A 22,509-nucleotide genomic window follows, 5' to 3' on the forward strand; every position below is an offset into this window, starting at 1 on the left:
TTAAATAATAAAACATGAAAAAATTGGTTCATTTATCATTGGGGCTTTTCGTAGGCCTGTTAATGGCCTGCAGCGGCTCTGATACTTACCGAGGCGAATGGAAAGCTACCGATACCAAGGGAACAAAAACCAAAATAACCTTTGAAGCCAAAAGTTTTATGTTAACAGACAGCCTTGGAAAAAGCAAAAAATTTAACTACACCCAAAATTCGATCAAAACCGAAAATGGTGTAGAAACCTATGGCATTGTGCTCGAAGACGGCAGGAAATACGAAATCAATTTTCCGAAAGCTAACGACGAAAGCCAGGGCATCATCAAAGACGAAAACGGCAAACTGATTTATGCCATTGGCCGAAAGGACTACGTAAGCTATGAAGACGTTTTTGGCCTGAAATAATTAAGACCTCATCAAAAAAAGACATGAAAGATTTAACGATACACAAAAAACCCAGAACATATATTCCGCAGGATTTAAAAATCGAGTGGGAAAACCTTGCACCGATATTCGATGAACTATTAAAAAGGGAAATCAGCAGCGTGGAGGAACTGGAACAGTGGTTGCGCGACAAAAGTGAGCTGGAAGCCGCTTTGGAGGAAGATTTTGCCTGGCGCTACATCAAAATGAGCTGCGATACGGCAAATGAGGCATTGGTAAAGGATTTTCAATATTTCGCCACCGAAATAGAGCCCAAGATTTCGCCGATTGCCAACGAACTGAACAAGAAATTCAGCGAAAGCCCTTGGCTAGAGCAATTAGACAAAGACAAATATTTTGTATACATCCGTGCCATCAAAAAGGCTCTGGAGCTTTACCGCGAAGAAAACATCGAGCTGTTTACGCAGCTACAGGTAACCCAGCAAAAATACCAGGGCATTACAGGTGCCATGAGCGTTGAATTAAATGACCAGGAGTATACCTTGGAGCAAGCCGCCAACTTCTTAAAAGATACCAACCGCGAGGTTAGGCAAAATGCCTGGGAAACCATACAGCAGCGCCGACTGGTTGCCAAAGACGAGCTGAACATCTTATTTGACGAACTGGTAGCCATGCGCCACAAAGTAGCACTCAATGCGGGTTTTGAAAATTACCGCGATTACATGTTTCAGGCCCTAGGCCGTTTTGACTACACGCCAAAAGATTGCTACGACTTTGCCGAAGCCATTGAAAGAGAAGTGGTTCCGGTATTGAGAGAACAGGCCGAAAAAAGACGCGAGGCTTTGGGCTTAACCGAGCTCAAACCTTGGGATATGGAGGTAAGCACCAGCGGAAAACCTGCCTTGAAACCCTTTAACAACGGTCAGGAACTCATCGACAAAAGCATCGATTGCTTTGCCGCCATCAGCCCTGAACTGGGCGAAAAACTGGCCATCATGAAAGCCAATAAGCTTTTTGATGTAGAAAGCCGGATGGGCAAGGCCCCGGGAGGCTACAATTACCCATTGGCCGAAACCGGTGCACCTTTTATTTTCATGAACTCGGCCAACTCCTTAAGGGATTTGACCACCATGGTGCACGAAGGCGGCCATGCCATCCACACGTTCTTAACCGCTAATTTAGAGCTGAACGATTTTAAGCATTGCCCTTCAGAAGTAGCCGAATTGGCTTCGATGAGCATGGAATTGATATCAATGGATAACTGGGATGTTTATTTCGACAAGGAGGAAGACTTGATCCGTGCCCAAAAAGAGCAATTGGCCGATGTACTGAAAACTCTGCCTTGGGTGGCCGTAATAGACCAGTTTCAGCACTGGATTTACACCAACCCGAACCATAACGCTGCCGACAGGGAAACTGCTTTTAAACAAATTTACGAACGTTTTGGCGCAGGTTTTGCCGATTGGACGGGCTTTGACCAGCAATTGGGCAACCTTTGGCAAAAGCAGTTGCATTTGTTCGAAGTGCCATTTTATTATATCGAATATGCTATTGCCCAATTGGGCGCTATTGCCGTTTGGAAAAACTATAAGGAAAATCCTGAAAAAGCCTTGAACCAATATTTAGACGCATTGGCCCTGGGCTACACCAAACCCATGAACGAAATTTACGAAACTGCCGGAATCAAATTCGATTTTAGCGCCAGCTACATCAAGGAACTGGCCAATTTTGTAAAAGAAGAGTTAAACAAACTAGGGTAATCCTTTTAAGTCAAGTAAAAGCGGGGTTTAATTTGACCCCGCTTTTTTTTTGTATTCAGAATTAGAAGATATATTTGTACCATCAATTCTCAACCATTGTAATCTCATGCTGAAGAAACTGCTGGCCAGTCGTTACCGACTATTGGCTTTTCTGTATTTTTTAATTGTTGCCATTTCGTTCGTCACCCGGGTGGCCTTATTAATTTCATCGTTTCGTCAGTTAGATCCCAACCCCTTCCAGTTTTTGGGCATTTTCCTGATTGGCTGGTTTAACGATACTTTGATGAGCACTTTCTTTCTCATTCCTTTTGTGCTTTACCTTTGGCTTGTTCCGAACAGGCTTTACTATAAAAAATGGTTCCGTTTTATTACCTATGGGCTATGTTTTGTGGCCGCGGCATTGCTGCTTTTCAATGCGGTTTCGGAGTGGCTGTTCTGGGACGAATTTTCGACTCGCTATAATTTCATCGCCGTAGATTACCTCATCTACACCACAGAGGTAATCGGCAATATTTGGCAGTCGTACCCCATTGTTCCTTTACTTATTGGCATTCTGGTTTGCAGCATACTGGTACTCGTGTTTAGCAAAAAACACATTAAAAACGACGAAACCCAGCGCTTCAGGTTTGGTCGGAGGAGTTTGATTACTTTAGCCCTGTTACTGCTGCCGGTATTGGTTTTTTTGCTGGGCAGCAATGGCGCCAAAAAATTCAGCAGCAACCAATATGCTTCCGAGCTTTCGGGAAATGGAATCTACGATTTTGGTTCGGCCTTTATCCACAACGAACTCGATTACGACCAATTTTATGCCAAGGCCCCTATTCACAACATTTTTACCACGGTAAGGAAAGCCGTAAGCAGCAGCAACAGCACCTTTTTAAGCGATAGCCCCACTTCCATTACCCGAAAAATCGATTATCCGGGCGCGCAACACAACTACAACCTGGTAATGATCAGCGTAGAAAGTCTTAGTGGCGATTTCCTGTCGAGGTTTGGCAACACCGAACACATTACGCCAAATTTGGATAGCCTGGCCAACCAAGGCCTGTTTTTCGATCATCTCTTTGCCACCGGCACCCGGACCGTGCGTGGCCTCGAAGCCTTGTCGATCAGCCTGCCGCCTACGCCAGGGCAATCGGTGGTGAAAAGGCCCAATAACGAAAACAAATTTTCGCTGGGAAGCGTGCTCCGCAGCAAAGGCTATACCACACAATACATTTATGGAGGCTATGGCTATTTCGACAACATGAATTACTTTTTCGGCAACAACGGCTACCAAGTTATCGATAGGTCGGCCATTACCGATAAACAAGACATCCATTACGAAAACATTTGGGGCGTGGCCGATGAGGATCTTTTTACGCTGGCAGGCAAAACCTTCGATGCCAACTACAAACTGCGTAAACCTTTCTTTAGCCAGGTGATGACTACCTCTAACCACAGGCCTTTTACTTATCCTGATGGCCGCATCGATATTCCGTCGCACACCGGCAGGCAAGGTGCCGTAAAATATACCGACTACGCCATTGGCAAGTTCATCAACGACAGCCGGAGCAAGCCTTGGTTCAAGAACACCATTTTTGTGATTGTGGCCGACCATTGTGCTTCAAGCGCCGGCAAAACCGAACTGCCTATCAAGAATTATCGAATTCCGATGATCGTTTATGCGCCGGGCATCATCAAGCCCCAGACGTATAGCGGGCTTACTTCGCAAATCGATATCCCACCCACCCTGCTCGGACTTTTAAACGTGAGCTATACTTCGAAGTTTTTTGGCTTCGATGTGTTCCATACACCAGCCAGCCAGCGCAGGGCTTTCATCAGCACTTATCAAAATCTGGGGTATTTGAAAGGCGACCAATTGGTTATTTTATCGCCTCAGCAAAAAATAGAGGCCTTTAAGGTTGATACCAACAGTTTTGCCACCACGCCCATCAAATCGTCGCCGTTAATAACCAACGAAGCCATTTCCTACTACCAGTCGGCCAGTTACCTGTTGCGCCATCAGCTATATCAGTTTGTCAAATAGGCCATCAATCAGAAAAGACATGAAAAAAGCCCCAAAATTAAGTTTTGGGGCTTTTTTTTATCATGGACTTACCATCGGCCGCATCCTTCAGGCGAAGACATGCCGTCGGGAGAAACACAATAGCAATCCCTATCGCAAAGGCCATCAAAATAATTGCCGTGCTGGTCGGTGGCCGAACACAGCGCAATTTGGCAAATTATTGATTCCGATTGGCTGGAACCGCCTAATACATCTTTCATTTGATCGCGGGTAAGCAATTCACCTTGCTTCAAAGCATTGCTTTTAAGAGCTGATTTTCTCATCTTTTTTAAGTTTTAGGTTATAAACAATAGACAATTATGTTACACGTCAGTCTGCTAAGCCATCTATGTCCTATAATTTCATTGATTATAAAGCTGTTTACCCGCTTTATCGCAAACACTTAACTATCAGATAATTTTTGTTCTTATAAAGTTAAAACAATCCTTTAAATTACCAAATAATTGATAGCAGGTTCCATGCCCGTTGGCATACACATGACCGTGCAAAAAGCAATTCAACTCGTTGGCTTAGGCGTTTTAAAACTACTTCGCTCCTGCCGTAGGCCTAAGGATTTTCCAAAAAGATTGCTTTAGCCATAAAAGAAGAAGATTTAGTGTAACCTTCTTATACAAGCCTTCTTATTTAAAGCATATTTTTTTTATGTTTGGGAAAACAACCAAGCAACAAATGTTCGAAAAACTATTCAGGAAGAAGTCTATCAGTAAAATTCTAGAAGATGCGGCAAAAGGCTATGGCGATCATGGCGACGCCTTGCACAAAACCCTAGGCGTAAGAGATTTAACTGCTTTTGGTATTGCTGCCATTATTGGTGCCGGTATTTTCAGCACCATTGGCAAAGCCAGCGCCGATGGCGGTCCGGCCGTCATCTTTCTGTTTATTTTTACTGCAGTAGCCTGTAGTTTTGCCGCCTTTGCCTATGCCGAATTTGCTTCGATGGTACCCGTTTCGGGCAGTGCCTACACTTATTCGTATGTAGCTTTTGGCGAATTGGTGGCCTGGATTATCGGTTGGTCGCTTATCATGGAGTATGCCATTGGCAACATAACGGTGGCCATTTCCTGGTCCGATTACTTTACGGGCCTGCTCTCCTCCATACGAATACCTGCCCTGGGCATAGATAACGGCATCAACATTCCCGATTGGGCCACCATGGACTACCTCTCGGCCTTAAACGGTCATAAACATGCCGAGGCGCTTTTAAGTGCGGGCAAGAGCGTAACCAATCTTGACGAGGCTACACGTATAGCCAGCCATGCCTGGACTACCGCACCACAAATTGGAGGCTTCCATTTGGTGGCCGACCTGCCGGCTTTGGCCATCATTATCTTCATTACCTGGCTCATTTACCGAGGCATGAAAGAATCGAGAAACGCCAGCAATGCCATGGTTGTCGTGAAGTTGGCCGTGATTTTATTGGTGCTCGCCGTGGGCGTTTTTTACATCGATACCAAAAACTGGAATCCTTTTGCGCCAAATGGCGTTTCGGGTATTCTAAAAGGGGTTTCGGCGGTTTTCTTTGCCTACATCGGCTTCGATGCCATTTCTACAACGGCCGAAGAATGCAAAAATCCGCAACGCGATTTGCCCCGCGGCATGATGTGGGCCATTATCATTTGTACGGTACTTTATATCGCCATTGCCTTGGTACTGACCGGCATTGTAAGATCTGATAGCTTAGCCGTGGGCGATCCATTGGCCTTTGTTTTCGATCAGATAGACCTGAAACTGATGAGCGGGATTATTGCCGTAAGTGCCGTTTTTGCCATGGCCAGCGTATTGCTGGTATTCCAAATGGGCCAACCACGTATCTGGATGAGCATGAGTCGTGATGGCTTATTGCCAAAATCGTTTTCTAAGATCCATCCCAAATACAAAACACCTTCGTTTGCCACCATCGTGGTAGGTTTTGTGGTAGCCGTACCATCGTTGTTCATGAACCTGACCATCGTAACCGATCTTTGTTCTATCGGCACCCTATTTGCCTTTGTATTGGTTTGTGCAGGCGTTTTGGTGTTGCAAAACAAACCCGATGTACAACGCGGCAAATTCAGGATTCCCTATGTGAATTCGAAGTTTATTATTCCAATAGCTTTCATTGCGGTTCTGGCAGTGGCCTTTACTAAATTTAAGCCCGAAACCATGGCTTTCATCACCAACGAAACCAAAGTAAACGGACCAGTTGCCTTTATCACTTCCCTAAACGAAAAGGAACTGGAAACGGTTAAAAGGGAAATCAGCACGAATCCTGTGGTTTTGCAAGGTAAACAGATTGATGCCGAGGCTTACCTCAACAGCCTAACGCCTGCGCAATACGACGATTTCATGGCTAAATCTTCTATCTCCCATGCTAAGAAATACGAAAGTGGCTGGTCTTTGTTCAAGCATAAAATTCCGATGTGGATTTTCTTGTTCATCTGTGTCATCATTGCTTATTTCTGTATCACCAAAAACCTTTCGCTCATTCCGGTATTGGGCCTGATCTGCTGTTTGTACATGATGTGCGAGCTGGGTATTTCCAACTGGATCGGCTTTGGCATTTGGCTGGTTGTGGGCTTGGTAATTTACTTCTTATACGGCTATAGGCACAGTAAATTGGGCCAGGCTACAATTAATCAGTAGTGACCATCTTCGAAAAGCTGAGCTCTCATAGAAAAGAAAAAACCAGGTAGAAGCAAAAGGCTATTCAGGGTTAAAGCTGTATAAGCTGACCATGGGTTAAGATAAGATAAAAGCAAGACTATAAATACCGAAATTACAAGGTATAAGACGAGCGCGACAAACACTTTTTTTAGATTGGCTCTATTGTTAAAGTAAAAAAGAAGAGCGTCCTTATCCATAGCTTTGACAAAGAAGGCTATCTCGATGAAAAACCTACAAAAATCAGGCTCAAGGAAATTACCGTTGTTGGTTTTAATGACAAATACACCAACAACGTTTTCAGCGAATATTTAAGGAAAAAAGATTGATCTGCCGTTCAGCTTTCTATTCCACTTTGGATTGACAACTGCAAACTGGCAACTACAAACTGATAACTGAGCTGTTAACCGCAACCCGCTAAACCGCCAATCGGTTCAGTTCGATATCGTCTGGCGTTACAAAGATCAACGGTACCTTTTCTACGTCAACATAACTCGAATCCAAGCCAAAACTGCTTTCCTCCGATAAGGCGAAGTGTTTCAGCAAGAAGTAGTAATTCATAATGCTACGTTCGTAGAAGCTCAGCTTGCTGAACTTGGACAGGTGTTTTTCCAAAAGCACAAAGCGGAAATCGCCGGCAATCTTATGACGGTTCAATGAGGTGTATTGACTGGTAATGTCTACTTCGCCATTTTTAACCAGTTCTTCAACCACCTTGCGGTACAAGAGGTTTACGCGTTGCTCTACCCTAAAGCCCAATTTGAAATCGATCCTGATCAGTTTGCCTGGTATAAGGAATTCAACCTTATAATCCATCGTATACGGCTCGTCCATTACATCTACGTGTACCAACCAGTACACATCGGCCCGTTTAGGCTCTTTCTGGATAATGGAATAAATGATTTTCGATTCGATTTCTGTTTTAAAATTGGCACTGGTGAGGTACACCAATTGCGACGAATACTTAGGCACCGAAATGTCATCGCTCAGCTCTTTGATAATCTGGTAATAATCTTCGATATCGACATATTTTACAAAACGGTTCTTGATTTTCCGGGCCACATACCAACCCCACATCACCGTAAACAAGGCCGAACCCAGCAATACGGTCAACCAGCCACCTTCTAAAAACTTGTGCAGGTTACTTACCAAAAACGTTCCTTCGATCAACACGTAGGTTACAATAAAAGTAATAACCAAATACCGCGGAAACCGCCTGCTCCTGAGGTAATAAGTAACCAATATGGTGGTCATGAGCATGGCAATGGTGATAGAGAGGCCATAAGCCGCATCCATTCTTTCAGAGCGCTCGAAGAAAAATACGATTCCGCAGCAACCAATCCAGAGCATCCAGTTGATAGACGGCACATACAATTGTCCCTTGGTAACCGAAGGATAAACAATACGTATTTTTGGCCATAAATTGAGCCGCACGGCTTCCGAAATAAGCGTAAACGAACCACTAATCAAAGCCTGACTGGCAATAACAGCTGCCATGGTAGCCAATACCACCATCGGGATCTGAAACTGCCCCGGAACGATTTGAAAAAAGGCATTCACCTTTGAGCTGGGCACATAGCTGCGCATGTTGTGGATAATCCAAACACCCTGACCCAAATAGTTGAAAATGAGCATAACTTTCACAAAAATCCAGCTGATGCGGATATTGTTCCGGCCGCAATGGCCCAGGTCCGAATATAAGGCCTCGGCTCCGGTTGTACATAGGAAAACACCGCCCAAAATCACAAAAGCCTTCGGATGGCTAACCAGCAAGTTGATGGCATGATACGGGTTCAAGGCAGCGAAAATACTCAGGTCTTTCACAATAAACGACATGCCTAGAATACCCAATACGGCAAACCATACAAACATAACCGGGCCAAAAAGCTTGCCCACCAAATTGGTACCGAACTGCTGGATAACGAACAACACGGTTAAAATGGCAATCACAATAGGCATGACCTGAATGTGCTCAAATTTATTGGTGAGGCCCTCTATGGCCGAAGTTACCGTAATACTTGGGGTAATAATACCATCGGCAAGCAGTGCACAGCCGCCCACAATAGCCGGTATAACCAGCCATTTGGCCTTTTTGCGCACCAAAGAAAACAGCGAAAAAATACCGCCCTCGCCCTTGTTATCGGCCCTGAGGGTAATAATTACATACTTGATGGTGGTTTGCAGGGTCAGCGTCCAGATGATGCACGACAATACCCCCAGCACAATGGCAGGCGTAATACCGTTGGGATTAGTTACCTGACCATCCTTTATTCCCAAAACAGTGGTAAAAATGGCATTGAGGGTATATAAGGGTGAAGTACCGATATCGCCAAAAACAATTCCCAAACTAATCAAAACGCCACCTGCAGTAAGGGCATTCACATTTTTATGACTTGACACGTGCTAAATTTTTATGACTTGAATTGCTAAAAATTGAGTTGCAAAATTAATTAAATAATTGTGATTAAGTCTATAATATTTTTCACCCATATTTTGCTCAAAAAAAAGTCAAAAAAATTAAAAATAGCAGCGGTGTTAAATATTGTTAAATATTGATTTAATCAACAAAATGTTTGATTTCTTTGTTTAATTATTTATATTTTTGCCAGCAGTCAACATGAATTTAAAGTCGAAAATAGCGTTCTCCCTGAGCGTACTATGCACATGCTGCATGGTAGCTTTCTTGAGCAATGCTGCTTTTGCCCAAAAAATAGACACAACGGCCATTACGCTAAAACCAAAGCCCAAAACGGTAAGTCGTGTACCTGTAATCAAAGCCAACATACAGCCCTACAAGCCTGCCTTTAACCTTTCGAGCGCCAATACGAATACCGGCGTTACGGTTAAGTCGGGCAAAATATTAACCGTGCTTAAACTTTACCCCAATCCGGTAAACGAACAGCTCAACATCAGTCTGCGCCTAGACCGCGAAAGCACATTATCCATTAAAATCACCGACCTGTTAGGCAACGACGTACTGGTGCTGGCCAACGAACGCACACCCGCAGGCGAACAGACCAAAACCTATACCATTCCAAACAAACTGAATGCTGGCATCTATTTTCTGAGGATCGTTGCCGGTGGAGAGCAGGTAGTTAAACGGATTTCGGTACTGTAATTCCCTATTTGTTTCTTATTTTTGTTTCATGAAGATTATTGCCATCGGCCGCAACTATGCTGCGCATGCCAAAGAATTGAACAATGCCATTCCCACAAAGCCTGTTATATTTTTAAAGCCCGATACGGCTGTTTTAAAAGACAACAAGCCTTTCTATATCCCCGATTTCTCAACAGACATCCACTACGAATTGGAAGTGGTGCTTAAAATCTGCAAGGAAGGCAAGCACATTGCCGAAAAATTCGCAGCCAACTATTACGACGAAATTGGCTTGGGCATTGATTTCACCGCCCGCGACATCCAAAGCGAACTCAAGGAAAAAGGCTTGCCATGGGAATTGGCCAAAGCTTTCGACAACTCGGCCGCCATTAGCTCCTTTACCCCAAAGGCCGAATTTGGCGACCCCTACCAGTTGCAGTTCGAACTACAGGTGAACCAAGAAACGCGCCAAAATGGACATACCAGCAATTTGCTGTTCTCTTTCGAAAAAATCATTGCCTTTGTTTCCCAATACATCACCCTTAAAAAAGGCGACCTCATTTTTACGGGCACGCCCGAAGGTGTTGGCCGGGTAAAACAAGGCGATCATTTAGAAGCCTGGCTGCAAGGCAAACCTTTACTCAATTTCCACATTAAATAATACCGATGCTTCATTTGAAAAATATTTTGGACTTGCCAAAGTCCCTAAGTTCTTATTTAACTGTCCTGTTCTTGCTATTGTGCCTACAAACCCAGGCGCAACAGGTTTTTAGCGGCAACGTTTATCCCCTAACCGATTTCAGGCAGCCATTGGATATTGTGCCACCAGCCTTGGCCGGATCTTTCGGCGAACTGAGGGCCAACCACTTCCATTCGGGCATCGATTTTCGGACCAACCAACGCATCGGCTACCCGGTTTATGCCACTGCCGACGGCTACATTTCGAGGCTACGCGTACAGAACAGCGGTTTTGGCCTAGCCTTATACATTGTGCACCCCAATGGCTTTACTTCTGTTTATGGGCACCTCTCTCGTTTCAGTCCAAAAATTGCACAACAGGTAAAAGCCATCCAATACAAAAACAAATCGTACGAAATAGACGAATTTCCCAATGCCGACCTGCTTCCGGTGCGTAAAGGCGAAATCATTGCCTATTCGGGCAATACCGGCAGTTCTGGCGGACCGCACCTGCATTTCGAGCTGCGCGACAGCAAAACCGAAGCCACCATTAACCCACAGTTGTTAGGCATCGAAATACCAGACAATATTCCGCCAGTTATCTATTCGATGTATGTATACCGTTTAAATGGAAAGCCTTTTAACGAATTTACGCCCAAACAATATTTTCAGGTAGTGGGAGGCAACGGAAAATACAACATCAACAAGGTAAGCACTATCCATTTAAGTGGCGAAGTAGGTTTCGGCATCATCACTACCGATAAGCACAACGGCCTCTCGGGTCTTAATGGCGTATACTCCATCCAATTAGAATTAGATGGCGCCTTGGTTTATACATCGGCATTAGAACGGTTTAGCTTTGAGAATAGTAAGGCCATCAATTCGCACATTGATTATCCTGCCTTTTTAAACCTCCGGAAAAGCATCCAAAAAAGCTTCGTAGATCCGGGCAATCCGTTGCAGATCTACAGCAATTTGGTCAACAATGGACGCATGACCTTCAACGATGGCAAATTGCACGAATTAAAGTATATCATCAGCGATTCGAAAGGCAACAAAAGCACGCTGCAGTTTAATGTATTGGCCGACCCTAAAGCCGTTATCCATACGCCAGCCTCGCCCGAAGGCATCCCTTTTCCGTACAACAAAGCCAACGAATACAATGGCGACGACGTAAAGATTATTTTGCCGAAGGGCACCTTATACAACGACCTTAATTTCATTTACAAAAAACTGCCTAAGCCAACACACAATGCGTTTTCGGCCGTACATCAGGTACAGAACAGCCAAACACCGCTCCACACCGGCTTCGAAATCTGGATCAAGGCCGACAGCAGCCTGAGCAAATACCAGAACAAAGCATTGATTGTCAACACCAACCGCTCATCGCAAGGTGGCTATTTTGAAAACGGCTATGTGAAGGCTACGCCCCGCAGTTTTGGCAGTTTCTTTATCGCCATCGATACCGTTGCCCCAAGCATTGTCCCGGTAAATATTGCTCCGGGCAAGAATATGTCTGAGTTAAGTAAAATGAGCTTCAGGATTAGCGACAACCTTTCGGGAATTAAGAGTTTTAATGGCTATATTGACGGCAAATGGATATTGATGGAGTTCGACACCAAAACGGCAAGCCTTTGGCATACTTTCGACGAAAGAACAACGCCAGGCAAACATAGCTTCGAGTTGCTTGTTGAAGATATGAAAGGCAATACCAAACGTTACGCCATCGAATTTACCAGATAGTGCATGGGCTGATGAGCAGGTTGGCCCAAGATTGTCAACCAAAAACCGCCAACTGTAAACTGCGAACCGAAAACTATCAACTATGGACTATCGACTGTGGACTGTAGACTATTAACTATCGATTTAACCCCTAAAAAATACTCAACATGGCAACACTTCAAATCGGAGATCAAGCTCCGGCATTTACTTCAAAAGACCAAAACGGAAACGCCGTTTCGCTCAACCAGTTTAAAGGACAAAAAGTAGTGCTTTATTTTTATCCGAAAGACGATACGCCTGGCTGTACCGCCGAGGCCTGCGATTTCAGGGATAATTACCAGGGATTGAAGGCTAAGGGCATAGAAGTGCTTGGCGTGAGCGTAGACGACGAAAAATCGCACCAGAAATTCATCAATAAACACAGCCTGCCCTTTACGCTCCTGGCCGATACCGACAAGGCCATTGTAGAAGCCTATGGCGTTTGGGGCGAAAAAAACATGTACGGCAAAAAATACATGGGCACGAACCGCACCACCTTCGTCATCGACGAAAACGGCAAAATCGAACACATCATTACCAAGGTAGACACCAAAAGCCCAACGGCCCAAGTACTTGAACTGTTAAACAAATAATAAATTCTACCCATTAACTAGTGTTTTTAAATTCAACTTTCTACCTTAGCAACCATAATAAGATTACCTTTGTTACCATAACAATTTTACTTTAATGAAACATACAATTAGTGAACTAGAAGACATTGCCTCGCAAGTAAGAAGAGATGTGCTGAGAATGGTACATGCCGTTCAATCTGGACACCCGGGCGCCTCCTTAGGCTGCGCCGATTTCTTTACCGCGTTATATTACGAGGTACTGAACCACTCGCCAAAATTCACCATGGACGGTACTGGCGAAGATTTATTTTTCCTCTCAAACGGACATATTTCGCCGGTTTGGTATAGCGTGTTGGCAAGATCTGGTTATTTTGAAGTAAGCGAACTGGCTACTTTCAGAAAACTTGATTCTAGGTTACAAGGTCACCCTACCACCCACGAAGGCCTGCCAGGCATCCGCGTGGCCTCCGGCTCGTTGGGCCAAGGTCTTTCAGTAGCCATCGGCGCTGCACTTACCAAAAAACTGAACAACGACAAAGGCCTGATTTATACCCTTCAGGGCGATGGCGAGTTGCAGGAAGGACAAAACTGGGAAGCCTTTATGTTTACGCCTTTCCACAAGGTAGACAACCTGATTGCCAGCATTGATTACAACGGCCAACAGATTGACGGACCAACCGAGAAAGTGCTTTCGTTAGAAAATCTTCAAGCCAAGTTCGAAGCTTTTGGCTGGCATGTCATCACCTCCGACGGCAACGATATGGAGCAGATTGTAAAAGCCCTGCACTATGCCAAATCCTTAACCGGAAAAGGCAAGCCGATCTTAAACTTGATGAGTACCCAAATGGGCTATGGCGTCGATTTTATGGTAGGCACCCACAAATGGCACGGTTCTGCCCCAAGCGATGCACAATTGGCCGTAGCTTTATCGCAACTTAAAGAAACCCTTGGAGATTATTAATTCGTATGGCGTATTGAGAAATGCGTATAGAGCTTAAATCACAATACGCAATACGCCGTACCCTATACTTATTATAATGAAAAAATACACATACACCGAAAAAAAAGATACACGTTCAGGTTTTGGAGCGGGCCTGCATGAAGCCGGCAAACGCAATGAAAACGTAGTTGCTCTTTGCGCCGATTTAAAAGGCTCTTTGAAAATGGACGATTTCGCCAACGATTTTCCCGAGCGATTTGTACAAGTAGGTATTGCCGAAGCCAATATGATGGGCATCGCTGCTGGAATGACCATTGGTGGCAAAATTCCTTTTACAGGTACTTTCGCCAACTTTTCTACTGGCAGGGTTTACGATCAAATCCGTCAATCTATTGCCTACTCGGGTAAGAACGTAAAAATATGTGCTTCACACGCTGGGCTAACCTTAGGCGAAGACGGCGCAACCCACCAAATCCTGGAAGATATCGGCCTGATGAAAATGTTGCCGGGCATGACCGTGATCAACCCTTGCGACTACAACCAAACCAAGGCTGCTACCTTAGCCATTATGGAGCATGAAGGACCCGTTTACCTGCGTTTTGGCCGTCCGGTTATTCCGGTATTCACCCCGGCCGACCAAAAATTCGAAATCGGCAAGGCCTGGATGGTCAACGAAGGAACCGATGTAACCATCATCGCCACTGGCCACATGGTTTGGAGAGCCATAGAAGCCGGCGAGAAACTGGCCGAATTGGGTATCGATGCCGAAATCATCAACATCCACACCATTAAGCCTTTAGATGAAGAAGCCATCCTTAAATCAGTCAAGAAAACAGGTTGCGTGGTCACCTGCGAAGAACATAACAAATATGGAGGCTTGGGCGAGAGCGTTGCCCGCCTGCTTACCACCGAGTTGCCTACGCCGCAAGAATTTGTTGCCGTAAACGACAGCTTTGGCGAAAGCGCTACGCCAGACCAGCTCATGACCAAGTACAAATTGGATCCGGCTGATATCGTAGCCGCTGCTCAAAAAGTAATCAAAAGAAAAGCCCAGTGATCAAAACTTGGCGAAGGCACAAGGTGCATAAAGAAAATAAGCTTTGTGAACTTTGTGCCTTTGTTGTATATTAAGCCCGTTAAAAGCGTTTAAAAACTATCGTCAACTACCTAGCTGCAATGAAACAAGCTGAAGACTCGGAGATACTGCAAAAGTTTGGTGTTGAAAAGACGCGGAACGAGGCTTTCAATTTGCTCCTTCAAAAATACCAGCAAAAAATATACTGGCACATCCGCAGGCTGGTAATCGACCATGACGATGCCGATGATCTGGTCCAGGAATCTTTTGTAAAAGTTTGGAAAAACCTGGGCAATTTCAGGAGCGATTCGCAACTGTACACCTGGATCTACCGCATTGCCACCAACGAATGCATCACCTTTTTGAATAAGAAAAAGCTCAAAAACAATGTTTCGCTTGACGATGTGGGCAACGAACTGGCCGAAAGCCTGGCTTCCTCAACTTATTTCGATGGCGACAAAATCCAACGCAAGCTACAGGAAGCCGTACTGAAACTACCAGAGAAACAGCGTATTATTTTTAACATGAAGTATTTCGACGATATGAAGTACGACGAGATATCGGAGGTTTTGGGTACCAGCGTTGGTGCTTTAAAGGCTTCTTTTCACATCGCCGTCAAAAAAATAGAAAGTATTTTATTAAATGAAGATTGAGGCATTAAACCTTTTGCTATAAAAACCATCAATAATACGTGATGAATAAAAATAATGGAACCCTCATGAGTTTCGATTAAAAATCATCCACTACTTATGAGGGCTTCATAACCGAAAAAGAAGATGAAAGACAATGAAAATATGGAATGGGAAAAGGAAGCGGCATTTTTAGCCGGCTTGCCAAGAACTACGCCATATCGTGTGCCGGAGAATTATTTTGACCACTTGCAATTGCATATCAATCAATCGGTTTTTGTTGAGGGTTTGATGCAAAAAGAAGATCAGGGCTTTACCGTTCCGCAAAATTATTTTGAGGATTTGGCTTGGCAGATCGAAGACCGTATTGCGACAGACCAGCTTCGAACACTGACGGCAACAGATGGCTTTAAAACCCCAACAGGTTATTTTGAAAAGCTGCAGGCCGATATTTTAAGTCAAACCGTAGCGAGCAAATCGAAACCGAAAACAATCAGGCTTTGGCAGTCTGATTTGATGAGATACGTTTCGGCGGCCTGTTTTATTGTATTAACCGCTTCCGGATTGTACCTGAACCAGCAGCATACCATTAAACAAAACCGCAAAATCGAATTAGCCAACGAACAAATGCTTTATGACATCGACGAAAGTGTAATCATCGAACATTTGGAGGAAGGCCAAAATGCCAACGCTTCTGCTTCAGATACAGAAATGGAAAACTATATCCTAAATCATTTTTCATCGAGTGATTTGTCGAATAACTTATAAAAATTAATGATGAGGAATTTAATTATCGCTTTATTGCTCTTTCCAACACTGGCCCTGGCACAGGGTCTGAGAATGGACGAGAAAATGGAAGCCTACAAAGTAACCTGGCTAACAACCAAGCTCGATCTTTCGGCCGATGAGGCCAAGATTTTCTGGCCGATCTACAACGATTATACCAGAGAGCAAAGTACGCTGAGAAAAGAGCGTATGCAACAAATGATCAGTTTCAGAAAAATCAAGGAGATTGACGATTTATCTGACACCGAAATACAAAGCTTGATTTTAAACGATTTCGATTTTAGGCAAAAAGACCTCAACATCGAACGCAAGTACTACAACAAGTTCAAGTCGAATTTGCCGATTAAACTCGTTGGCAAGTTTTACAGGGCACAGGAAGCCTTTAAAAAGGAGCTGCTGAACAATTACAGGGGGCAGCATCCCAGACAATAAAAAATGAACGATTAAAAAAGAATCCCATGGGTCACCGGTCCATGGGATTTCTTTTTTAACTTAAATGAACTCAGAACGCCGGTCTCTACTTCGGCTACTCTACTAAGTTTCCGTAAAAATACTATTTACTCGTAACAAAATTGTATTTGTAACTAAATTTTTAGTAAAAATTAGCTGAAAACTAGCAAAGCTTTTTTGTGTATTTTTGCTCCATGTTAACACAACGCGAGCTTTTTTTAAAGCATAATGCCCAAACTTCGCCCACTCCCCTGTTGCTCGAGTTCGTAAAAGCCAATGGGCTTTACATGTACGATGCCGCAGGCAAAAAATACATGGATCTTATTGCTGGCATTGGCGTTAGCAATGTAGGCCACTGCCATCCCAATGTGGTAAAGGCCATCCAACAGCAGGCCGAAACCTATATGCACCTGATGGTTTATGGAGAATACGTGCAAAGTCCGCAGGTAAATTTTGCCGAGGCACTGGCCAAGGTACTTCCAGCCCACCTGAGCTGCACCTATTTTGTGAACTCGGGCGCCGAAGCGGTTGAAGGCGCCATGAAGCTGGCCAAAAGATTTACCGGACGCCACAAGCTCATCGCCTGCAAAAACAGCTATCACGGCAGCACCCAGGGTGCGTTGAGCTTAATGGGCAATGAAGAATTTAAACAGGCTTACCGCCCCTTGCTTCCCGCCATCGAGTTTATCGGGTTCAACTCGCTACCCGATCTCGAAAAAATAGACCAGCAAACCGCCGCGGTTTTTATAGAGACCATACAAGGCGAAGCCGGCATCAGGGTGCCTGAGGCAAGCTATTTAAAAGCGCTTCGCGAAAAATGTACGCAAATGGGCACCTTGTTGGTGTTCGACGAAATACAATGCGGTTTTGGCCGTACAGGCAGGTTATTTGGTTTTGAGCATTTTGACGTCATGCCTGATATCTTATTATTGGCCAAGGGTATTGGAGGCGGTATGCCAATTGGTGCTTTTGTGGCCTCTGAGGCCATCATGTCAGTTTTTACCAACAATCCGATCTTGGGCCATATTACCACTTTTGGCGGCCATCCGGTAAGCTGCGCAGCGGGCCTGGCTACCCTAAACACCATCGTAGAAGAAAACCTGGTGGCAGCTGTTGAAGCCAAGGGCCAGCTTTTCAAAAAGCTGCTGCAACACCCGGCCATCAAGGAAATCAGGGGCAAAGGCCTGATGCTGGCCGTTGAGTTTGACAGCTATGAAACCAACAAAGCCATTATCGACGGCTGTATTGCCAATGGCGTGATTACCGATTGGTTTTTGCACTGTAGCAATTCCATGCGCATAGCTCCTCCTTTAACCATCACAGAAAAAGAAATTGAAAACTCTTGTGCAATTATATTAAAAAACGTAGTTTCAGTTTGTGGTTAATGCCTTATTGCCCATTAAAGTCTTTTTTCACAAAAGCATACCATTCTATTTTGACATGAAAAAACAATTCATCATCTCTTGTTTTGCATTACTTACCTCATTAAACATTTTTGCTCAAAACACAAATAACGTTTTCGAAATTGCCTTACCAGAAGTAAAAATCAAAAATAGCTTATATCATACTTTAAATGTACTCGATTCTAGGCTGGACACTACACATTTTGGGATTGTTCAACTCGGTGCCTTTAATCGGAAAACCGAAGTTAAAATAAGTACGCCTATTGAAGCCCAGCTCCAAAAGGTATTTCACCATCAGCTTGACAGCGCTGCACAAAATGGAAAGCTTCTATTCCAAATCAGGCAGTTCTATTTTGCAGAAATTACAAGTGCCTTTAGCGAAAAAGGCTACTGTTACCTGAAAGCAGATTTATATACCAATAATAACGGTAATTATAAAAGGTTGGCGCGTATAGATACGGTAGCCATTGTAAGTGCCATGGATGTAACCAAGTTACTCATGCGCCAATCAAGCAAACTAATTACCGATTTTATTGCAATAAGTGCATCCCAAAAACCAGTAGATGGGGAAAGCTATACTTTTGCCGACATCATGAAAATTGATGACATAGAAAAAAGCAAGATCAAGTTATATACCACCGACAATCTGGTAGATGGCGTTTATCAAACCTATTCAGACTTCAAGCTACAACAGCCAAACAGCAATGATTTTACGGTAAGCAAACACCAGGAGCCTAAGGTTTTTATAGAAAAAGAAGGAAAGAAACAACAGCTCAAACCAAAAGAAATATATGCTTTTGTAAAGGAGGGAAAAGCGTACATTGCGACCGAATATGGCTATTATCCGTTAACTAAACGAGATAACAACTTTTACTTTAATGGAAAGATAAAAGTTACTGCAGATAATGCAAGTGTGATGTCGGCTTCCCTTTTCTTTGGTCTTATTGGTGGCTTAATTGCATCGATGCCAAATGCTCAAACATCAGAACTAAAAATAGACCACCAGACCGGAGAATTCATTCGCGAAAAAACAACTGCAAAATGAACGTATTGATTGTAGAAGACGAAAAAGGCTTGGCCCTCGAAATGGACGAGTTCCTCAGTAGGGAAGGATACATTGTGGAACATGCCTGGAAAAAATCGTCTGCCGAAGAAAAAATATTTGTCAACCAATATGATTTTATCCTATTGGATTTGGGTCTGCCCGATGGAGACGGTTTCGAAGTGCTTAAACAGCTCAAAAACCTCAAAGACCGCGACGATGCCGTTATTATTTTAACTGCCAGGAGTGCTGTTGACGACCGCATCAAAGGCCTGGATGGCGGTGCCGACGATTACTTGGCCAAGCCATTTTCGCTGAACGAGCTTTTGGCCAGGATGCATGCCATCATCCGCAGAAAGCACAAGCTCGAAAAAAACGAATTCAATATCCACGATTTTGTGCTCGATATCCAGAACCGTACCGTTTCCTATCAAAACGAAAGAGTGCCTTTAACCAAAAAGGAATTTGAGATCTTCAACTACCTGGTACTGAACAAAAACCGTGTGGTATCGCGTATGAGCCTAACCGAACATGTTTGGGGCGATATTTTGGAAGTGAACTCCGACTCGAACTTTGTAGATGTACACGTTAAAAACCTGCGCAAAAAACTGAGCCAATGTACCAAAGCCGATTGGTTCGAAACCGTAAGGAGCATCGGCTACAGGATTAACTGTTAAAAGGCCTTTCATTAAAAGCCTAATCCATACACTCGAGAAATCATGAACCTGCAAGCAAAATTTGCCCTTTACAATGCCATCACCAAGATTGCCATAATTTTAGTATTGGGCTTGATTATTTTGCTTTCGCTCGAAACCATTTCTTCGCACCATTTGGATGGCCGTTTAACCAAAAAAAGGCTCAAGGTAATTGCCAACCTCAGCAGCAGCGAAATCGACAGCTTGTTAAACATCCAGCATTCGTTTACCGACTACAACATCTTGAAAGACGAGTTCGTAGTACTCAACATCGTTCCCAAAACCGCAAAGCTCGACACCACCATTTCATTTACTACCGAGCGTCGCGAAATTGAAGGCGACACAGAAATTTACCGGATTTTAAACGAACAGTTCGAATACGACAACAAGCGCTACAAGCTAGAGCTTGGCGAAACCATGACAGCCATGCAGGCCGTCAAAACAACCATCAGGTTTTACATGCTCATTGTACTGGTTATTGCCTTGCTGGTAACCCTGATTACCGATTTTGCCTTTACCAAATTCATTTTAAAACCCTTTTATCAAATCATAGACCAAAAGCTGAATAAGGTAAACGACCCCACTTCCTACAATTACCAGAACATTCCGACACATACCACCGATTTTAAGATTTTAGACAACAGCATCAATTCGCTGATGCGCAAAATATCGACCCTGTTTTCGCTCGAGAAACAGTTTATCGCCAATGTGTCGCACGAACTGCTAACCCCTATTTCTATCCTCTCGGGTAGACTGGAAAACATCCTGGCAGCCGAAAATCTGCCAGAAGAGCACGAAAACAAGTTGTTGGCTTCCCTCAAAACCCTCAACCGCCTAAAAGTCATCATCAACAGCCTACTGCTCATTTCAAAGGTAGAAAACGACCAATACCTTAAAACCGATCAGATCCATGTTAAAGACGAGCTGGAAGAGATTTACGAAACCCTGGAAGACCGTATACAAGACAAAAAGCTGAGCTACACCAATGAGGTAAACGAAGATTTTAAGCTGGTAGGCAACCAGGCTTTGTTTCATACCCTGTTGGTCAACATCATCAACAATGCCATCAAGTACAATGTAACCGGAGGCAGCATTATCATTAAAGACCGTTTAGAGGCCCACCGCTACCTGCTGAGCATTGCCGATACCGGAATAGGCATGGACAAAAAAATAATAGACAATGCCTTTAAGCGCTTTGAAAGGGAAAACGACGATAATGAAGAAGGTTTTGGCCTCGGATTGGCCATTGTAAACAGTATTGCCAAATTTCATCAGCTCGACATCAATATCCAATCAGAAAAGGGCAAAGGAGCGATTTTTACCATCGAGTTTCCGATTCCCTAACTTCTAATCGCAGTTTTGCGAAAGCTGAAGTATTCTTCATAAAATCTTCATAATCGAAAAGCATCTTTGAATAACAAAACACCAGAAGCGATTTCCGTTTTGTTATCTAAAAACTCATCAATAGTTTTTTAGTTTTCCGGTTACCCTTATCTGAACCTTTATGTATTGCAAAATACATGAAGGTTTTTTTGTTTTAATTAGTGCAATCAAGAGGCGAAAAGGAGGCAAGCCATAATTGTTTACCCCATTTTTTGGCGCTTGATCAAGTAAGCTTCCAGCACCTGGTCAAACCCAGCTTTGATGTCTGCATCAACCATATCAATCTTATACTGGGCACATTTCAGGGCCAGTTGTTGCCGATAATTGCCCATCTGCTCCAAATAGGCCTCTCTTACGTGCGAAGCATGAGCCTTTAGGGTAGCGCCCGTTTCCATATCCACAAACTCGTAAGGCCTATTGGCAAAATCAAAAGCCACCTCTTTGCCTTTATCGGTTACGTTAAAAAGTACAACTTCATGCTTATTAAACTTGAGGTGTTGCAGCGCCGAAAATAAGGCCGCGACTTTTTCTTCGTCGTACACGGTTTGCAGCATATCGCTAAAAACAATAACCAAAGAACGCTTATGGATCAGGTCGGCCACCTGGTGTAAGGCAGTTGCCAAATTGGTAGTGATATTCATTTTCGGTGCTTTAAGCACCTGCTCCAGCTGGGCAAACAAGTATTTTTGATGTGTATTAGTCGATTTGGCCTGTGTATTTAAGCCGAGCTGGTCGGTAAACAAGCTCAAGCCAAAAGCATCGCGCTGCTGTTTCAGCAATTGGATCAATACGGCTGTGCTTTGTACGGCAAAAGTGAGCTTGTTGTAGCTTTCGTCGGGATAATACATCGACGACGAAGTATCGATTACAAACTGGCAACGCAGGTTGGTCTCTTCTTCGTAACGCTTGCTAAACAGCTTATCGGTTTTGGCAAACAGCTTCCAGTCGATGTTTTTTACCGTATCGCCGTTATTGTACAAGCGGTGTTCGGCAAACTCGACCGAAAATCCGTGAAAGGGACTTTTGTGCAGCCCGGTAATAAAACCTTCTACCACCTGGCGGGCCAAGAGCTCCAAGTTGGTCTGCAGCTGCAGGTTTTCGTACGGATTAATTGTTGCCATCAGGTAAAGCTAACAAAAGATTTTTTATTATT

At 43.9% G+C, this 22,509-nt stretch carries 20 protein-coding genes; 17 read left to right on the plus strand and 3 right to left on the minus strand.

The features are described from left to right. Positions 1-14 precede the first annotated feature (14 nt). The 3 genes from AC6H1S_RS13400 to AC6H1S_RS13410 all read left to right on the plus strand — a co-directional run bounded on the left by AC6H1S_RS13400 (position 15) and on the right by AC6H1S_RS13410 (position 4,166). Positions 15-398, plus strand: a complete 384-nt coding sequence (locus AC6H1S_RS13400) for a hypothetical protein (protein ID WP_199141048.1) — start codon at positions 15-17, stop codon at positions 396-398. Positions 399-421: 23 nt separating this feature from the next. After that, complete coding sequence (locus AC6H1S_RS13405; RefSeq protein WP_497563934.1) at positions 422-2,137, plus strand: M3 family oligoendopeptidase; 1,716 nt, start codon at positions 422-424, stop codon at positions 2,135-2,137. A gap of 106 nt (positions 2,138-2,243) precedes the next feature. Then, on the plus strand, positions 2,244-4,166 hold the full coding sequence (locus AC6H1S_RS13410; protein ID WP_497563935.1) for an LTA synthase family protein: 1,923 nt from the start codon (positions 2,244-2,246) through the stop codon (positions 4,164-4,166). A 68-nt stretch (positions 4,167-4,234) separates the two neighbouring features. Here the strand turns inward: AC6H1S_RS13410 and AC6H1S_RS13415 are convergent, their stop codons facing one another. Continuing rightward, entirely contained in the window at positions 4,235-4,468 is a 234-nt protein-coding gene (locus AC6H1S_RS13415; RefSeq protein WP_199141051.1) for a hypothetical protein, read from the minus strand. A gap of 406 nt (positions 4,469-4,874) precedes the next feature. Here AC6H1S_RS13415 and AC6H1S_RS13420 point away from each other — a divergent pair, with 406 nt between their 5' ends. Beyond that, positions 4,875-6,827, plus strand: coding sequence for an amino acid permease (locus tag AC6H1S_RS13420; RefSeq protein ID WP_199141054.1), 1,953 nt, complete (start codon positions 4,875-4,877; stop codon positions 6,825-6,827). 435 nt (positions 6,828-7,262) lie between these two features. Here AC6H1S_RS13420 and AC6H1S_RS13425 read toward each other — a convergent pair whose 3' ends face one another. Continuing rightward, a complete protein-coding gene (locus AC6H1S_RS13425) occupies positions 7,263-9,245 on the minus strand; it encodes a KUP/HAK/KT family potassium transporter (protein WP_497563936.1) in 1,983 nt (660 codons plus the stop codon). Positions 9,246-9,516: 271 nt separating this feature from the next. Here AC6H1S_RS13425 and AC6H1S_RS13430 point away from each other — a divergent pair, with 271 nt between their 5' ends. The 13 genes from AC6H1S_RS13430 (at position 9,517) to AC6H1S_RS13490 (ending at position 21,317) form a co-directional block, all read left to right on the plus strand. Further along, a complete protein-coding gene (locus tag AC6H1S_RS13430; protein WP_199141339.1) occupies positions 9,517-9,963 on the plus strand; it encodes a T9SS type A sorting domain-containing protein in 447 nt (148 codons plus the stop codon). Positions 9,964-9,991: 28 nt separating this feature from the next. After that, the gene (locus tag AC6H1S_RS13435; RefSeq protein ID WP_199141340.1) at positions 9,992-10,603 is read left to right on the plus strand and encodes a fumarylacetoacetate hydrolase family protein; all 612 of its coding nucleotides are present in this window, start codon (positions 9,992-9,994) and stop codon (positions 10,601-10,603) included. 5 nt (positions 10,604-10,608) lie between these two features. Then, on the plus strand, positions 10,609-12,363 hold the full coding sequence (locus AC6H1S_RS13440) for a M23 family metallopeptidase (RefSeq protein WP_497563937.1): 1,755 nt from the start codon (positions 10,609-10,611) through the stop codon (positions 12,361-12,363). A gap of 146 nt (positions 12,364-12,509) precedes the next feature. Beyond that, on the plus strand, positions 12,510-12,974 hold the full coding sequence (gene bcp, locus AC6H1S_RS13445) for a thioredoxin-dependent thiol peroxidase (RefSeq protein WP_497563938.1): 465 nt from the start codon (positions 12,510-12,512) through the stop codon (positions 12,972-12,974). Between the two features lie 94 nt (positions 12,975-13,068). Next, on the plus strand, positions 13,069-13,914 hold the full coding sequence (locus AC6H1S_RS13450) for a transketolase (protein ID WP_497563939.1): 846 nt from the start codon (positions 13,069-13,071) through the stop codon (positions 13,912-13,914). Between the two features lie 76 nt (positions 13,915-13,990). Next, complete coding sequence (locus AC6H1S_RS13455) at positions 13,991-14,950, plus strand: transketolase family protein (RefSeq protein WP_497563940.1); 960 nt, start codon at positions 13,991-13,993, stop codon at positions 14,948-14,950. 119 nt (positions 14,951-15,069) lie between these two features. Continuing rightward, positions 15,070-15,621: an RNA polymerase sigma factor gene (locus AC6H1S_RS13460; RefSeq protein ID WP_199141345.1), complete on the plus strand. Its 552-nt coding sequence runs from the start codon at positions 15,070-15,072 to the stop codon at positions 15,619-15,621. Positions 15,622-15,744: 123 nt separating this feature from the next. Then, positions 15,745-16,365, plus strand: a complete 621-nt coding sequence (locus AC6H1S_RS13465; protein WP_199141346.1) for a hypothetical protein — start codon at positions 15,745-15,747, stop codon at positions 16,363-16,365. A gap of 6 nt (positions 16,366-16,371) precedes the next feature. Then, complete coding sequence (locus AC6H1S_RS13470; protein WP_233165970.1) at positions 16,372-16,815, plus strand: hypothetical protein; 444 nt, start codon at positions 16,372-16,374, stop codon at positions 16,813-16,815. Between the two features lie 212 nt (positions 16,816-17,027). Further along, positions 17,028-18,218 carry an aspartate aminotransferase family protein gene (locus AC6H1S_RS13475; RefSeq protein WP_497563941.1) on the plus strand — a complete coding sequence of 397 codons (1,191 nt, stop codon included), beginning with the start codon at positions 17,028-17,030 and terminating at the stop codon, positions 18,216-18,218. A 55-nt stretch (positions 18,219-18,273) separates the two neighbouring features. Then, positions 18,274-19,281, plus strand: coding sequence for a DUF6563 family protein (locus AC6H1S_RS13480; RefSeq protein ID WP_497563942.1), 1,008 nt, complete (start codon positions 18,274-18,276; stop codon positions 19,279-19,281). Further along, on the plus strand, positions 19,278-19,955 hold the full coding sequence (locus AC6H1S_RS13485) for a response regulator transcription factor (RefSeq protein ID WP_497563943.1): 678 nt from the start codon (positions 19,278-19,280) through the stop codon (positions 19,953-19,955). Before AC6H1S_RS13480 ends, AC6H1S_RS13485 begins: the two co-directional genes overlap by 4 nt. A 42-nt stretch (positions 19,956-19,997) precedes the next feature. Beyond that, positions 19,998-21,317: a sensor histidine kinase gene (locus tag AC6H1S_RS13490; RefSeq protein ID WP_497563944.1), complete on the plus strand. Its 1,320-nt coding sequence runs from the start codon at positions 19,998-20,000 to the stop codon at positions 21,315-21,317. Positions 21,318-21,556: 239 nt separating this feature from the next. On the opposite strand, the gene AC6H1S_RS13495 is transcribed toward AC6H1S_RS13490, so the two are convergent. Then, the gene (locus AC6H1S_RS13495; protein ID WP_497563945.1) at positions 21,557-22,477 is read right to left on the minus strand and encodes a DUF58 domain-containing protein; all 921 of its coding nucleotides are present in this window, start codon (positions 22,475-22,477) and stop codon (positions 21,557-21,559) included. Positions 22,478-22,509 lie beyond the last annotated feature (32 nt).

The sequence above is a fragment of the Pedobacter sp. TM02 genome (genome assembly GCF_059705275.1).

Coding starts and splice junctions, on each gene's coding strand:
- AC6H1S_RS13415 (WP_199141051.1), bottom strand. CDS start 4,468: ATGAGAAAATCAGCTCTTAAAAGCAATGCTTTGAAGCAAGGTGAATTG.
- AC6H1S_RS13470 (WP_233165970.1), top strand. CDS start 16,372: ATGATGAGGAATTTAATTATCGCTTTATTGCTCTTTCCAACACTGGCC.
- AC6H1S_RS13485 (WP_497563943.1), top strand. CDS start 19,278: ATGAACGTATTGATTGTAGAAGACGAAAAAGGCTTGGCCCTCGAAATG.
- AC6H1S_RS13460 (WP_199141345.1), top strand. CDS start 15,070: ATGAAACAAGCTGAAGACTCGGAGATACTGCAAAAGTTTGGTGTTGAA.
- AC6H1S_RS13400 (WP_199141048.1), top strand. CDS start 15: ATGAAAAAATTGGTTCATTTATCATTGGGGCTTTTCGTAGGCCTGTTA.
- AC6H1S_RS13495 (WP_497563945.1), bottom strand. CDS start 22,477: ATGGCAACAATTAATCCGTACGAAAACCTGCAGCTGCAGACCAACTTG.
- AC6H1S_RS13455 (WP_497563940.1), top strand. CDS start 13,991: ATGAAAAAATACACATACACCGAAAAAAAAGATACACGTTCAGGTTTT.
- AC6H1S_RS13480 (WP_497563942.1), top strand. CDS start 18,274: ATGAAAAAACAATTCATCATCTCTTGTTTTGCATTACTTACCTCATTA.
- bcp (WP_497563938.1), top strand. CDS start 12,510: ATGGCAACACTTCAAATCGGAGATCAAGCTCCGGCATTTACTTCAAAA.
- AC6H1S_RS13405 (WP_497563934.1), top strand. CDS start 422: ATGAAAGATTTAACGATACACAAAAAACCCAGAACATATATTCCGCAG.
- AC6H1S_RS13430 (WP_199141339.1), top strand. CDS start 9,517: ATGGTAGCTTTCTTGAGCAATGCTGCTTTTGCCCAAAAAATAGACACA.
- AC6H1S_RS13475 (WP_497563941.1), top strand. CDS start 17,028: ATGTTAACACAACGCGAGCTTTTTTTAAAGCATAATGCCCAAACTTCG.
- AC6H1S_RS13490 (WP_497563944.1), top strand. CDS start 19,998: ATGAACCTGCAAGCAAAATTTGCCCTTTACAATGCCATCACCAAGATT.
- AC6H1S_RS13450 (WP_497563939.1), top strand. CDS start 13,069: ATGAAACATACAATTAGTGAACTAGAAGACATTGCCTCGCAAGTAAGA.
- AC6H1S_RS13465 (WP_199141346.1), top strand. CDS start 15,745: ATGAAAGACAATGAAAATATGGAATGGGAAAAGGAAGCGGCATTTTTA.
- AC6H1S_RS13435 (WP_199141340.1), top strand. CDS start 9,992: ATGAAGATTATTGCCATCGGCCGCAACTATGCTGCGCATGCCAAAGAA.
- AC6H1S_RS13410 (WP_497563935.1), top strand. CDS start 2,244: ATGCTGAAGAAACTGCTGGCCAGTCGTTACCGACTATTGGCTTTTCTG.
- AC6H1S_RS13440 (WP_497563937.1), top strand. CDS start 10,609: ATGCTTCATTTGAAAAATATTTTGGACTTGCCAAAGTCCCTAAGTTCT.
- AC6H1S_RS13420 (WP_199141054.1), top strand. CDS start 4,875: ATGTTCGAAAAACTATTCAGGAAGAAGTCTATCAGTAAAATTCTAGAA.